This is a genomic window from Mesorhizobium sp. AR07 (assembly GCF_024746815.1).
Taxonomy (GTDB): domain Bacteria; phylum Pseudomonadota; class Alphaproteobacteria; order Rhizobiales; family Rhizobiaceae; genus Mesorhizobium.
The window spans coordinates 5,297,738-5,309,958 of sequence record NZ_CP080525.1 but is presented as its reverse complement, the minus strand read 5'-3'; the positions used below and the strand labels follow the sequence as shown (position 1 = coordinate 5,309,958).

Annotated in this window: 12 protein-coding genes and 1 tRNA gene; 9 read left to right on the top strand and 4 right to left on the bottom strand. The window is 65.8% G+C overall.

The window, feature by feature from the left end:
* The first annotated feature begins 33 nt into the window (after positions 1–33).
* The 9 genes from BPNPMPFG_RS26595 (at position 34) to BPNPMPFG_RS26555 (ending at position 6,094) form a co-directional block, all read left to right on the top strand.
* Positions 34–109 (top strand) — tRNA-Thr (locus BPNPMPFG_RS26595).
* A gap of 358 nt (positions 110–467) precedes the next feature.
* Entirely contained in the window at positions 468–656 is a 189-nt protein-coding gene (locus tag BPNPMPFG_RS26590) for a YodC family protein (RefSeq protein WP_258591567.1), read from the top strand.
* A gap of 160 nt (positions 657–816) precedes the next feature.
* Positions 817–1,245 (top strand): EF-hand domain-containing protein, encoded by a 429-nt coding sequence (locus BPNPMPFG_RS26585; RefSeq protein WP_258591566.1) that lies wholly within the window; start codon positions 817–819, stop codon positions 1,243–1,245.
* A 45-nt stretch (positions 1,246–1,290) separates the two neighbouring features.
* Positions 1,291–1,833, top strand: a complete 543-nt coding sequence (locus tag BPNPMPFG_RS26580) for an RNA polymerase sigma factor (RefSeq protein ID WP_258591565.1) — start codon at positions 1,291–1,293, stop codon at positions 1,831–1,833.
* A gap of 116 nt (positions 1,834–1,949) precedes the next feature.
* On the top strand, positions 1,950–2,402 hold the full coding sequence (locus tag BPNPMPFG_RS26575; protein WP_258591564.1) for a hypothetical protein: 453 nt from the start codon (positions 1,950–1,952) through the stop codon (positions 2,400–2,402).
* Positions 2,399–2,851, top strand: a complete 453-nt coding sequence (locus BPNPMPFG_RS26570; RefSeq protein ID WP_258591563.1) for a periplasmic heavy metal sensor — start codon at positions 2,399–2,401, stop codon at positions 2,849–2,851. Before BPNPMPFG_RS26575 ends, BPNPMPFG_RS26570 begins: the two co-directional genes overlap by 4 nt.
* 108 nt (positions 2,852–2,959) lie before the next feature.
* Entirely contained in the window at positions 2,960–3,244 is a 285-nt protein-coding gene (locus tag BPNPMPFG_RS26565) for a GCG_CRPN prefix-to-repeats domain-containing protein (protein WP_258591562.1), read from the top strand.
* 119 nt (positions 3,245–3,363) lie between these two features.
* Entirely contained in the window at positions 3,364–4,836 is a 1,473-nt protein-coding gene (locus BPNPMPFG_RS26560; protein WP_258591561.1) for a DUF1800 domain-containing protein, read from the top strand.
* A gap of 19 nt (positions 4,837–4,855) precedes the next feature.
* The gene (locus tag BPNPMPFG_RS26555; RefSeq protein WP_258591560.1) at positions 4,856–6,094 is read left to right on the top strand and encodes a DUF1501 domain-containing protein; all 1,239 of its coding nucleotides are present in this window, start codon (positions 4,856–4,858) and stop codon (positions 6,092–6,094) included.
* A 33-nt stretch (positions 6,095–6,127) separates the two neighbouring features.
* On the opposite strand, the gene BPNPMPFG_RS26550 is transcribed toward BPNPMPFG_RS26555, so the two are convergent.
* The 4 genes from BPNPMPFG_RS26550 to BPNPMPFG_RS26535 are packed head-to-tail and all read right to left on the bottom strand — an operon-like array spanning position 6,128 to position 11,941.
* Positions 6,128–7,696, bottom strand: a complete 1,569-nt coding sequence (locus tag BPNPMPFG_RS26550) for an indolepyruvate oxidoreductase subunit beta family protein (protein WP_258591559.1) — start codon at positions 7,694–7,696, stop codon at positions 6,128–6,130.
* Complete coding sequence (locus BPNPMPFG_RS26545; RefSeq protein WP_258591558.1) at positions 7,689–9,842, bottom strand: indolepyruvate ferredoxin oxidoreductase subunit alpha; 2,154 nt, start codon at positions 9,840–9,842, stop codon at positions 7,689–7,691. The genes BPNPMPFG_RS26550 and BPNPMPFG_RS26545 overlap by 8 nt, the downstream gene beginning before the upstream one ends.
* Positions 9,843–9,887: 45 nt before the next feature.
* On the bottom strand, positions 9,888–10,370 hold the full coding sequence (locus tag BPNPMPFG_RS26540; RefSeq protein WP_095082552.1) for a MarR family winged helix-turn-helix transcriptional regulator: 483 nt from the start codon (positions 10,368–10,370) through the stop codon (positions 9,888–9,890).
* Complete coding sequence (locus BPNPMPFG_RS26535; RefSeq protein ID WP_258591557.1) at positions 10,370–11,941, bottom strand: phytoene desaturase family protein; 1,572 nt, start codon at positions 11,939–11,941, stop codon at positions 10,370–10,372. The genes BPNPMPFG_RS26540 and BPNPMPFG_RS26535 overlap by 1 nt, the downstream gene beginning before the upstream one ends.
* Positions 11,942–12,221 lie beyond the last annotated feature (280 nt).

Below are 12,221 nucleotides of genomic sequence, written 5' to 3'. Positions count from 1 at the left end.
CACCCCCGCATCTTGGAGGCCTTGGCCTCCTGGGCCGCTTTAGCTCAGTTGGTAGAGCACCGCATTCGTAATGCGGGGGTCAGGTGTTCGAGTCACCTAAGCGGCACCATTTTTTCCTGGGAACAATCGATGCGCCGTCGCTGGAAGCCAGTGCTTCCGGCCCCTCGCTTCGAGGTCGATTGTCTCGGCTGGATACTTTGTCGACAGGTAGGTGAAGTGGAGGCCTCGCCTCGGGATCGAACCGAGGCTTCAGAGATTTGCCGTCTCCAGCGTAGCCGCTCCGCCACGAGGCCATTGGTGTCTAAGTAGCGGCCAAACATTTACGAAAAGGTTAAGGCCGATTGCGTGTCCGCGGATATTCGCGCGCCGCGACATTGCCCATCGTCCGGATGCCAGCGAAGCATATCTGCCATTGTCGGAACCCTGGTTTGGTGTGAAACTCGGAGCCTCAGAACGGGAGGTCGAAAATGTCAAATAATTTCAAGACCGGAGACGTCGTCAAGCTGAAATCCGGAGGGCCCAGGATGACGGTGAGCGATGGCGCGGCTTCCGGCATGTATCTGTGCCATTGGTTCAACCGCGAGGGGGAGAACTGGACTCCGCAACATGCGGCGTTCAAGCCGGACCAGTTGGTAGCGGCCGACCAATCGGAATAGCTCGCCCGACACGGTTTCGTTGAGAGTGGCGGCACGTCCGGTGCGGACCGAGATCACATGTGCCGGCGCGACCGACGGATTTCTTTCGTCGCGGCGTTTAACGGTTGAAGCGTGATGGCGGCACAGGCCGTCGGTAGCGCGCCAACCGGAGACGCAGAGCATGATCCGCCGTTCGATACTTGCCGTTGCCTTGAGTTTGCAGACCATTGCAGCTCTCGCTCAGACAACGACGCAACCCCCTGCCTCCACGCCGCCAACAGCCGCACCTGCTGCCCCGGCGGCAAAATCCGACATCACGCTGGCCAAATTCCAGAAGCGGCGCGAGAAGGCGATCATGGCTGCCGACACGGACGGCGACGGCAAGATCAGCCTGCTGGAATGGGTAGCCTTTCAGGCCAAACGCAACGTCAAGGGCGACCCCGCCAAATCCTTCGCGCGCATCGATTCCAACCATGACGGCTTCATCGACCGCGCCGAACTCGATGCCTTCTTCGCCAAGCGCTTTGCCAAGCTGGACAGGAATGGAGACGGCGTTCTGAGCGCCGACGAACTGCCGGGCCACAAAACCGCTCCCAAGCAGGAGCAATGACCAAGAGGCAATGACGCGCGATGAACATCGGGAGTGCGCCGGCTGATGAGCGCCGATCCGGACGAGGAGCTGGTTCGCGGTGTCGGTGCCGGCGATCCGGCAGCCGTGAAAGCGCTCGTCGCGCGCAAACTGCCGCGCATCCTGGCGCTTGCCGTGCGCATGCTCGGCGATGCGGCGGAGGCCGAGGATGTCGCGCAGGAAACCTTCGTGCGGATCTGGCGCCATGCCTCGAGCTGGCGGCGCGGCAATGCGCGCTTCGACAGCTGGGTCCACCGGGTGACGCTGAACCTCTGTTACGACCGGCTGCGCCGCAGACGCGAATGGGTGACCGACGACCTGCCGGAAATGGTCGATCCCGCGGCACTTCCCGACGCCCATCCGCAAGAGGACGCGCTTCGGGTCGAACAGGCGCTGCAAGGCATCGCGCCGCGCCAGCGCGAAGCGATCATTCTGGTCTACTATCAGGAGATGTCCAACATCGAGGCGGCAGCGATCTTGGAGATCAGTGTCGACGCCCTGGAGAGCCTGCTTTCGCGCGGCCGGCGGTCGCTGCAGGCGATCCTGACCAGGGATGGCGCCGATGAGTGAGAACCGGGAAAGCATGACCGCGCGGCAGTCACGGCGCCTTGCCGACGCCGCCTGGTGGCCGGTTGCTGCCGTTTCGCCGGCGCATGGGCACGCTTCGACGGGCAAGGGGAAGACACATGGCTGAAGGGTCCAAGGACGAACCGGCAATGGATGCCAAGCGCTTTGCGGCCGTGGCGGCAGCCTATGGCGGCGACTTGCGGCGATGGCCTGAGGCCGAACGGACGACCGGCGCGACCTTTGCGTCAAGCGAGGCTGGCCAGGCCATTTTGCGGCATGCCGGGACACTTGACGGACTGCTGAACAGCTATCGCGTCGAGGCCCCCGGCAAAGCCCTGCATGGCGCCATCCTGCAGTCCGCCGGCCAGCGCCTCGTCCAGCGCCGGCGTCGGCGGTTCTGGTGGCTCGGGCTGGGGCTTGCCGGCATTGGCCTGGCCGGCGCCGTCGCCGGATTGGCCTTGGTGACCATTGTCACGCCCGAGGTCCAGCCTGACCATTATGTGCTGGATGCCAATGCGACGTCGTTCGGCGATGCCGGCTCCGACGGCGACACGATCGGGGAAGACCTATGACCATGAGCCGCAACCTTGTCGTAGCGTCGGTGGTGCTCAACGTCTTCCTGGCAGGGGCGCTTGCCGGCGGGGCGGTCTGGCTGAGAAGCGGAAAGAGCCAGGGCTACTCGCTGGAGGCGGCCGGTGGCCGGCTTCCCGAGCAGGATCGCACGGTATTCCGCAAGGCGTTGCGCGATGTTCGCCGTGACTCCCGTCAGGTCATTCTCGACGGCCAGCAAGCCAGACGTGAAGCAGCGGACTTGCTGCAACAGCCGGTTCTCGACACGGCGGCGCTGTCGGCGGCGCTGGAACGGGCCCGCAATGCCGATGTCACCGTGCGCGCGCGGCTGGAGCAGCGCATCGTCGAGTTCGCGGCGGCAAGCTCCGCCGAGGGGCGCCGCGTGCTGGCGGAAGGGCTCGCAAGGCGCACCGGGCCGCAACCGTCTGCGGTGCCAAAAAAATCGCCGTGACGACCGACGGAAACCGACAACGACGCCGTTTAACAGGAGAAGGGCAGGACCTGCCGGACCGTCCGGTGCGAACGGGTTTTCAACCTCGGAAACTTTCGGAGTATGGCCATGATTCATCTGACAAAATACGCGCTCACCGCCGCTCTTGCCGTGACCGGAACGGTTGCGACGGCTGCGGCATCCGCGGCGATGCCAATGGCGCCGCTTGATCGAGCGGCCGCGCCGGCGCTGGTCGAGCATGTCGCCTGGGGCTGTGGACCGGGATGGCATCCCAATCCCTGGGGACGCTGCGTCCCTAACCGTGTGGTGGTCTACCCTCGTTACTACTATTGGCATGGCCCGGCCTATGGCTGGCATCGGCACCATGTCTGGCACCGCTGGAATCGCTGGTAAGAATGCGCGGGGGCCGGACACTCGGTGCCGGCCTCCCCGACCTCCGTTGAACATGCGCGAAGCGGCTCGAACGGGTCTCATGCGTCAAATGCGTGAGGCTCAAACAATGGAGAGCTGACATGGCTGTCCCTACTAAAGTGCCCGTGCCGCCAGACCCGACCCTGGTCGCGTTCAACCGCTTCGGGCTTGGCGCGAGACCCGGCGACCGCGAGATGCTGGCTGGCGACCCGCGCGGTTATCTCAAGGCGGAACTGCGGCAAGCCGACATCGCCATGATCTCGCTCGACGATCCGGCCTATGCCGGCTTGCTGGGCAGCACGCCCGCCATCCAGGCCAGCATGGCGGCAAATTTCCAGCGCAAGCTCGAGCGTGAGCGCATGGCCGCCGCGGCAGCGCAGCCAGCGACGGCGAGCGCCCAAGCGATGCCCGCCCAACCCATGCCGGCGCCCGCGCCTCCCGGCAAAGCCGCCGTGTCGCCGGTCGAAGCGACGTTGTTTCGGTCGGAAGCCCAGGCGCGCTTCGACAAGGCCCTTCGGGCGAAGGCCGGCTTCGTCGAACGCCTTGTCTGTTTCTGGTCGAACCATTTCTGTGTTTCGGTGGCGAAGGACACCATCGTTCGGGCCAGCGCCGGCGCCTTCGAGCGAGAAGCCATCCGCCCTTTCGTACTCGGTCGCTTCGCCGACATGCTGCTGGCGGTGGAACATCATCCGGCGATGCTGTTCTATCTCGATAACCAGCAGTCGGTCGGCCCGGACTCGCGTGCGGGCAAGAACCGCAAGCGCGGGCTCAATGAAAACCTCGCCCGTGAAATCCTGGAATTGCACACGCTCGGCGTCGGCAGCGGCTATACCCAGGCCGATGTCACCAGCTTCGCGCGCATCCTCACCGGCTGGATGATGGCCGGCCGCGAAGGGCGTCTGGGCGAGCCCGGCAATTTCGTCTTCAACGCCAATGCGCATGAACCCGGCGACGCGGTGCTGCTGGGCAAGACCTATCCCGCCGGCGGCATGGGACAGGCCGAGGCAGCACTCAACGATATCGCCCGCCATCCGGCGACGGCGCAACACATCGCCACCAAACTGGCGCGCCATTTCATATCAGACACGCCCCCGCCGGCCGCGATCACTCGCCTCGCCAAGGTCTTCACCAAGACCGACGGCAATCTGCGGGCGCTGGCGGGCGCTCTCGTCGACATGCCGGAGGCGTGGTCGACGCCGTTGACGAAGATGCGTTCGCCTTTCGACTACATTGCCGCCATCCGCAGGGCGGCGGGGCCGGGCCCTCAGAACGAACCCAATCAGTCGCTCGGCTGGCTCGGCGCGCTGGGCGAGCCGCTGTGGCAACCGCCGGGGCCGAACGGCTTTTCCGACGGTGCCGATGGCTGGGCATCGGCCGAAGGCATGAAGATCCGCCTCGACATCGCCTGGCAGGCAGCACGGCAGATCAAGGACATCGGCAATCCCAACGACATGCTCGATGCGCTGATCGGCCCTGCCGCCTCACCGGAGACGCGGCAGGCGATCGCCCGGGCCGAATCCAAGCAGCAAGGGCTGGCGCTGCTGCTGATGGCTCCCGAATTCCAGCGCAGATAGTTTCCGTGGAGACGACGTCATGAGCTTGCTGTGCGAAGTTCCCAATCCTTCCCGCCGCGCCGTGTTGATGACCGGCGGCGCACTGTTTGCCTGGGCCTACATGCCCCGCTTTGCCCGTGCCGCCGACAATCGCGATCCGCGTCTGATCGTCATCGTGCTGCGCGGCGCGCTTGACGGCCTGTCGGCGGTCGGTCCGGTCGGCGATCCCGACTATGCCGGCCTGCATGGCGACATCGCCTTGTCGCTGGCCGGCCCGCATGCGGCGCTTCCGCTCGACGGCTTCTTCGCGCTCAATCCGGCGATGCCGGTGTTTGCGCGGCTGTTCAGGAGCAACCAGGCGGCGGTCGTGCATGCGGCGGCGACCGGCTACCGCGAGCGCTCGCATTTCGATGGCCAGGATGTGCTGGAGAGCGGCTTTGCCGGCCCCGGCCACGTCGCCACAGGCTGGCTCAATCGGGCGTTGGAAAGCCTGCCGGCGGGCGACCGCGTGGCAACGCTTGGCGGGCTGGCCGTCGGGCCGTCGACGCCGCTGGTGATACGTGGGGCAGCACCGGTGCTTGGCTGGGCGCCGCAATCGCTGCCGGCACCCGGCGATGGGCTCGCGGCACGCGTTCTCGATCTCTACCGGCATCGCGACCCGGTTCTCGCGGTGGCCCTGCAAAAGGGCCTTGACGCCGACAAGATGGCGCTCGACGACCGGATGGGCGCCAAGGCGATGAAACCGAAGGGTGGCCTCGACAGTGCGGCGGGGATGCGGCAAGCCGCACAAGGTGCCGCCAGGCTGATTGCGGCCGATGACGGGCCGCGCGTTGCCGCCCTTGCCTTCGATGGCTGGGACACGCATGTCAATGAAGGCGGTGCGACCGGCCGGCTCGCCACCTTGCTCGGCGGTCTCGACGGCGCCTTCGAGGAATTCGAGAAGGGCTTGGGCGAGCGCTGGAAGGACACGGCGATCGTCGTCATCACCGAGTTTGGACGCACGGCCCAGATCAACGGCACCGTCGGCACCGATCACGGCACCGGTACCGTGGTGCTGCTGGCCGGCGGCGCGATCAAGGGTGGTCGCGTCATCGCCGACTGGCCCGGATTGAAGCCGGCTCAGCTTTACGAACAACGCGACCTGGCGCCGACCAGCGATGTCAGGGCGGTGCTGAAAGGGCTGCTCGCCGATCAGTTCGGCCTTTCGACAGCTATCCTCGGCGACAAGGTGTTTCCGGATTCCGCCGCGATCAAGCCGATGCGGAACCTTGTCGTGTGACGGTTGAATGGCGAATGAGCGTCATGACGTCCGTCAGCGGGCGGCGTTGTCGTTGAGCGTCGCCACGGTCTTCAGCGCGCCGTCCAGCATGTCGCCCTTCTCGTCCTTCAGCGCCATCTCGCGCAGGCGGCGGATCCAGTCGGCGGCGTCCGTGCGGCCCTTGACCAGGTCGAGCGCCGACAGCACGCGGTCGAATTTCGATTGCGCCCGGATATGGGTGTCGCTGTAGCCCTTGATCAGCCGGCGGCAGTTGAGAATCTCGACGGCCAGCGCATAGTCGACCGGCACATAACCAAGCGCCAGCGCATACCAGCGATCAAGGTGTGCCATCTCGACCTTGTGGCGCAGCAGGCGGCGGCGCCAGCGGCGCAGGCCGCCGATGAACCAGAGCGCGGCAAAGCCGGCAAAACTGTCGGTGCGGATGCGGCGGCCATGGTTGATGCGGCGGTCGAGAAAGGCGGCGAGCTTCGGCCGGCCCTCGATGTAACTGCCCAGCCCCGCCGGCAGCGTCCCGCAGAACTCCTCGATGCGCGGATGGAAATATTCGGTCACCTGCAGGATCGACCCGTCCTTGACGCCGACCTCGCGGCGCACGCGTTTGTCGCGCGTCGAACGCGTCTTGAGATCAGCGACGCGGATCATGTCGTCGTAGCACAGGGCGTTGGCGAGATGCTTTGCGGCAGCGATGGACAGGCCATATCCGCGATCCGGACCGTCCAGCGCAACGGCCTTGTCCAGCCGGTCGAGATAGTCGCGCCCGTAGGCGATATCCTGATAGTCGACGACCTTTCTCAGGCCCCTCAGCGCCATGTCGCGCACTGCCACGGGCATCGCATCGATACGAGCGGCCAAGGCCTGCCAGCCTTGCAGCAGGTTTTGCGGACCACTTACCTGCCCAGTGCCCAAGGCAGATTCGACAATTCTTGGCTCTGCCGCTTTTGGCGCCGATGCCGCCGTGCCACGCGCACGATCGAACGCCGCGCCGAAGGCGGCGAGGCTGGCCTTCACGCCCCGGCCACCGGCACCGATCGCCTGTTCGTAGCTCTCGCGGGTAAAGGGCAGCGCGTCGGACCCGGCCAGCGCGCCAAGCAGGCTGGCCGAGATCATCGAGCCGTTGTCGGCGGCGATCTTCTCCATGTCGAAGGCGACGAAACGCTTCGATGCTGCCTCCGCTGTTGCGTGCACTTTCGAGGAGGACGCGCGGCCGTCGCCCGGTTCGATCTTTTCCGAGACGGCGGCGATGCGGTGAGAGGAGGTGATCAGCGTGGTGCGTTCGGGCGTGACGAAGCCGCGGATGATAGCGCGACCCGCTTCCATCAGTTCGGCGGCGATCAGGATATCGACATCGCCTTGCGAGGGCGACAGCGCGAAGACCGGCAGCCGGCCGGTGTCGCGGGCCATCTCGACATAGTAGATGGTGGCGCCGGTGCGCTGGGCGACGCCGGCGACCGAGGTCGATTGCGCGACGTAGCCATTGCGCTCTGCGACGTCGGTGATCCAGTCGGCCAGCACGCCGCCGCCCTGCCCGCCGACGGCAAGCACGGCGAGCTTGATGACGCGCTCATCGCCCTCGGCACGAAATGGCGGGACAGCGTCAAGCATCGGCGAAGGTCAGGCGCCGGCTTTCGCGGCGGCGCTGCAACAGACTGATGGTGGCGCGGCGCGCCGCTTCAAGGAAGCGGTCCCAGCGGCTCGGATTGTGCACGACGTCGGCGCGGTAGAAGGACGGGCAGAGCACCGCCGCATCGGCGACCTCGCCACAATTACCGCAGCCGACGCAGCTCTGGTCGATATGCGCCACCGGGTCGTCGCGCAGCGGATCGTCGAGCGACTTGACCGACAGCGATGGGCAGCCGGACAGCCGCATGCAGGCGTGGTCGCCGGTGCAGATGTCCTCGTCGACGCCGAACTTCGGCTTGACGACGCGTTCGCCGCCCTTGATCGCCTTGTCGACCAGCGGCTTTTCGCGGCGCTGCCGGTTCAGCATGCATTCGGACGAGGCGACGATGACCTTGGGCCCCTTTTCATCGGTGGTCAGCGCCTCGCGCAGCGTGTCCTGCATCTTGGTCACATCATAGGTGCGGTCGACATGGCGCAGCCATTTGACGCCCATGCCTTTCACCGCCTCGGTGATCGGATGCTTGGTCGACTTGGTCTTGTTGCCGGCGCGCGACGAGAGAATATCCTGCCCGCCGGTGGCGGCCGAGTAGAAATTGTCGACGATGACGATGACGCCGTCATTCTTGTTGAACACCGCATTGCCGATCGAGGAGGTCAGGCCGTTGTGCCAGAAGCCGCCATCGCCGACGAAGGAGATCGAGCGGCGCTTGGCATCGGGCGAATTGAACGCCGAGGCCGAGGCTGGCCCCAGGCCGTAGCCCATGGTGGTGGCGCCGAGCTCGAAAGGCGGCATGATCGAGAACAGGTGGCAGCCGATGTCGGACGCGATGTGGTGCTTGCCGAGTTCCTGCTCGACCAGCTTGGTGGCGGCAAAGATCGGCCGCTCGGGACAACCTATACAGAAGCCCGGCGGACGGCCCGGCACGACGTTGATCAGGTCTGCTGTGTCGACCCCGTCGCCGACCTTGTTGGGCGCCCGCACCTCGCCCGGCAAAAGATGCGGCGCTTCGGCGCGCAGGAAAGCGCCGATGCCGTCGAGCATGACCTGGCCGGTGTATTCACCAGCCATCGGCAGATGCTCCTTGCCGACCAGCCTGGCGCCGCGCCCGGCCTTGTGCAGCATCGCCGCAAAGGCCTGTTCGATGTAGTTGGGTTGGCCCTCCTCGACGACCAGCACGGACTGCTTGCCCTCGCAGAAGGACAGGAACTCGTCATCGATCAAGGGATAGACGGCGTTGAGCACATAGAGCGGCACATCGGTGTCGCCGTAGGTGTCGGCAAGGCCGAGACGCTGCAGCGCGCGGATGACCGAATTGTACATGCCGCCCTGCATGACGATGCCGACCGAGCCGTGGTCCGATCCGAAGAATTCGTTGATCTTGTTCTTGCGGATGAACTCCACCGCTGCCGGCCAGCGCTTCTGCACCTTCTCCTTCTCGTGCAGGAAGGAGGCGGGCGGCAGCACGATGCGGCCGGTGTCGCGGCGCGGTGCGTCGAGCGCATCGGCCACCGTCATCGGCGGCCGCTTGTTGTCCTTGGCGATGAAATGGCCATGGACGTGGCAGCAGCGGATGCGCACCTGCAGCATGACCGGCGTGTTGGAAATCTCGGACAGCTCGAAACCGTCCTCCACCGCCTTGACGATCGACGGCAAATTGGGGCGCGGGTCGAGCAGCCAGACCTGGCTCTTCATGGCGAAGGCGTGACTGCGCTCCTGCATGATCGAGGAGCCCTCGCCGTAATCCTCGCCGACAATGATCAGCGCGCCGCCGGTGACGCCGCCCGACGCCAGGTTGGCGAGCGCATCGGAGGCGACATTGGTGCCGACGGTCGACTTGAAGGTCGCGGCACCACGGATCGGGTAGTGCACCGAGGCAGCGAGCATGGCGGTGGCAGTGGCTTCCGAAGCACTGGCCTCGAAATGCACGCCGAGTTCGCCCAGAATGTCCTGCGCATCGGCCAGCACATCCATCAGATGGCTGATCGGCGCGCCCTGGTAGCCACCGACATAGCCGACGCCGCATTGCAGCAGCGCCTTGGTGATGGCGAGAATGCCTTCGCCGGCAAATTCCTCGCCGGCGCCGAGCCGTAGTTTCTCGACTTCCTTGGCAAAAGACCGTTCGGCCATTTCTTTCTCCCTTCCGTTGCCGCCCGGAGCTGGCGGCGCGTAGGTCTAGATGTCGTGCTTGCGAATGTTCTTGAGCATCTTCAAAAGCGTAGCGATGAGCGCGGAATATTCGGCGTCGTCGATGTCGTTGAACATCGCCTCGAACGCGTCATGCATGGCCGGCCAGGCGCGGGTGAACTCGGCGCGGCCGTCGTCGGTCAGGAAGACATGACGGATGCGGCTGTCGGTGACCCCTTGCTCGCGCCGCACGAGGCCCTGGCCCTCCAGAGTGTCGAGCGTCCGGCTCAAGGTCGACTGCTCGATCACAGTATAGACCGAGAGGTCGTTGACGGTGATGCCGTCCGTGACCGACAGCACCGCCAGCGTGCGGACCTGCGGGATGGTCAGGCCCTGCTTGCGAAAATCGTCGCGCAAGGTGGCGTTGTAGCGGCCCATGATGCGGTTCATCAGATAGGGCGCGAATTGCTGCAGGCCGATTTGCCCCAAGGTCGAAATGCGCTGGCGCTTTTCGGCAACCTTCTGCTCCATCACAGCCTCCCCGCCAGGAGGAAGCCGGAGCCACCGCCCAGACCCGCGCCCGGATGGGTCGAGGCGCCGATATGGTAGAGGTTTTTGATCCCGGTCTGATGGTTGCGGCTGGTCTTGAACGGCCGCCACAGGAATGATTGGTCGATGGTCGAAGAGCCACCGTAAGGATCGCCGCCGACCAGATTGATGTTCATCGCTTCGAGATCGGCCGGCGAATAGGCGCGGCGCGCGATGACGCTGTCCTTGAAGCCATCGATATGGCTGGCGAGAATCTCTTCCGCGCGATCGGCATAGGCCTCGCGCAGCGCTTCGGTCCATTGCCCGTCGCCCGGTGCCTGCAGCTTGCCGGCGGCGTCGCCCCTGATATGCCGGGGCGCCTCGGGCAGTTGCAGCCACAGGATCGCCTTGCCCGGCGGGCAGCGCGACGGATCGAGCGCGTGCGGCTGGCCGACGCAGATGGTCGGCACCTCCGGCAGCATGCCGCGCGCCGCCTCGTTGCAGGCCTTCGACACGCCATCCAGCCCCGGCGTCAGGTGCAGGAGTGCCACCTTGTCCAGGCCTTCGCCCCGCCATGCCGGCGGCTTGTCGAGGGCATAATGGATCTGGAAGTTGCCTTTGCCGTAGCGGTATTTTCGTCCCGCCTCGACGTCGTCCTTCGGAGCCTCGCTGCCGAGCAGCCGGCCATAAAGCTGGGTCGGCGTCACCGAGCAAATGACGCTCTTCTTCGCATTGACCGTTTCACCCGAGGCCAGCCGCACGCCGGTGGCGCGGCCCCCAGTCAGGATGATGGAGGCAACGTCCGCTTCGGTGGAGACAACCCCGCCGCGCTCGGTGATAAGCGCCTCGAAGGCTGACAGAAGGTTCTTCGCTCCACCCTTTACGATCGGCGCGCCCGCCGCTTCCAGCGCGAAGGCGATGACCTTGGCGATCTGGCCGGAAAACGCATCCTCGGGCCCGAGCCCGGCATGCAGCACCCAGGGCGCCCACAGCGCGCGGACGGTCTCGGACTGGTAGGTGCTTTCCAGCCAGCCGCGCGCCGGCACCAGCGCTTCGCCGAGAAAGGCGGCAAGGCCGCGCGGGCCACGCCGCCAGGCGTCACCAGCCAAGAGCTTCGCTGTCGGATAGGACCACAGACTGCCGCCAAGCAGGCCGAACAGCAGGCCGGCATTGCGTTCGATACCGCCGACATCATCCCCATGCCGGTCGCCATCGCCTGCCGCGATAGCGTTGAGCGCCGCTACGTTGGCGGCGCGGTCGGTGCTGAGCACGGCATGGCTGCCGTCCGGCCGCAGCACGCCGGTCGGCGTGCCGGTGTGGCAGAACTCCAGCCCGTGCCGGGCGAGGTCGGCGCCAAGTGCCGCAAAGGCCGGCGAGGTGATGAACAGCACGAAGGTCGTCGCCATCACGTCATGGATGAAGCCGGGCGCGGTGATCTCCTCGGTGCGCATGCAGCCACCAATGCGGTCGTTGCGCTCGAGCACGAGCACATCAGCGCCCTTGCCGCCGAGCATCGCCGCACAGACCAGCGCGTTGATGCCGCTGCCGACGATGATGTGATCCGGCGCGTTCATCGGCAGTTGCTCCCGGACTGCAGGAAAGAGACCTCAATCGCGAAGGATAGCGTTCTTTCGCGCCCCCCTCTGTCCTGCCGGACATCTCCCCCACAAGGGGGGAGATTGATTGTCACGCCGGCTTTCGCCAATCGCCGACGTTGCAGGAATAAACGAGGCGCCAAAGCTGGCAATCTCCCCCCAAGTGGGGGAGATGTCCGGCAGGACAGAGGGGGGCGCCGTAGAGCGCCACCACTGCACGGTTGCCGTACCATCACTCCAGTGTCGCCTGCGTGCATGA

Coding starts and splice junctions, on each gene's coding strand:
- BPNPMPFG_RS26570 (WP_258591563.1), top strand. CDS start 2,399: ATGACCATGAGCCGCAACCTTGTCGTAGCGTCGGTGGTGCTCAACGTC.
- BPNPMPFG_RS26550 (WP_258591559.1), bottom strand. CDS start 7,696: ATGCTTGACGCTGTCCCGCCATTTCGTGCCGAGGGCGATGAGCGCGTC.
- BPNPMPFG_RS26590 (WP_258591567.1), top strand. CDS start 468: ATGTCAAATAATTTCAAGACCGGAGACGTCGTCAAGCTGAAATCCGGA.
- BPNPMPFG_RS26580 (WP_258591565.1), top strand. CDS start 1,291: ATGAGCGCCGATCCGGACGAGGAGCTGGTTCGCGGTGTCGGTGCCGGC.
- BPNPMPFG_RS26565 (WP_258591562.1), top strand. CDS start 2,960: ATGATTCATCTGACAAAATACGCGCTCACCGCCGCTCTTGCCGTGACC.
- BPNPMPFG_RS26540 (WP_095082552.1), bottom strand. CDS start 10,370: ATGGAGCAGAAGGTTGCCGAAAAGCGCCAGCGCATTTCGACCTTGGGG.
- BPNPMPFG_RS26585 (WP_258591566.1), top strand. CDS start 817: ATGATCCGCCGTTCGATACTTGCCGTTGCCTTGAGTTTGCAGACCATT.
- BPNPMPFG_RS26555 (WP_258591560.1), top strand. CDS start 4,856: ATGAGCTTGCTGTGCGAAGTTCCCAATCCTTCCCGCCGCGCCGTGTTG.
- BPNPMPFG_RS26560 (WP_258591561.1), top strand. CDS start 3,364: ATGGCTGTCCCTACTAAAGTGCCCGTGCCGCCAGACCCGACCCTGGTC.
- BPNPMPFG_RS26545 (WP_258591558.1), bottom strand. CDS start 9,842: ATGGCCGAACGGTCTTTTGCCAAGGAAGTCGAGAAACTACGGCTCGGC.
- BPNPMPFG_RS26535 (WP_258591557.1), bottom strand. CDS start 11,941: ATGAACGCGCCGGATCACATCATCGTCGGCAGCGGCATCAACGCGCTG.
- BPNPMPFG_RS26575 (WP_258591564.1), top strand. CDS start 1,950: ATGGCTGAAGGGTCCAAGGACGAACCGGCAATGGATGCCAAGCGCTTT.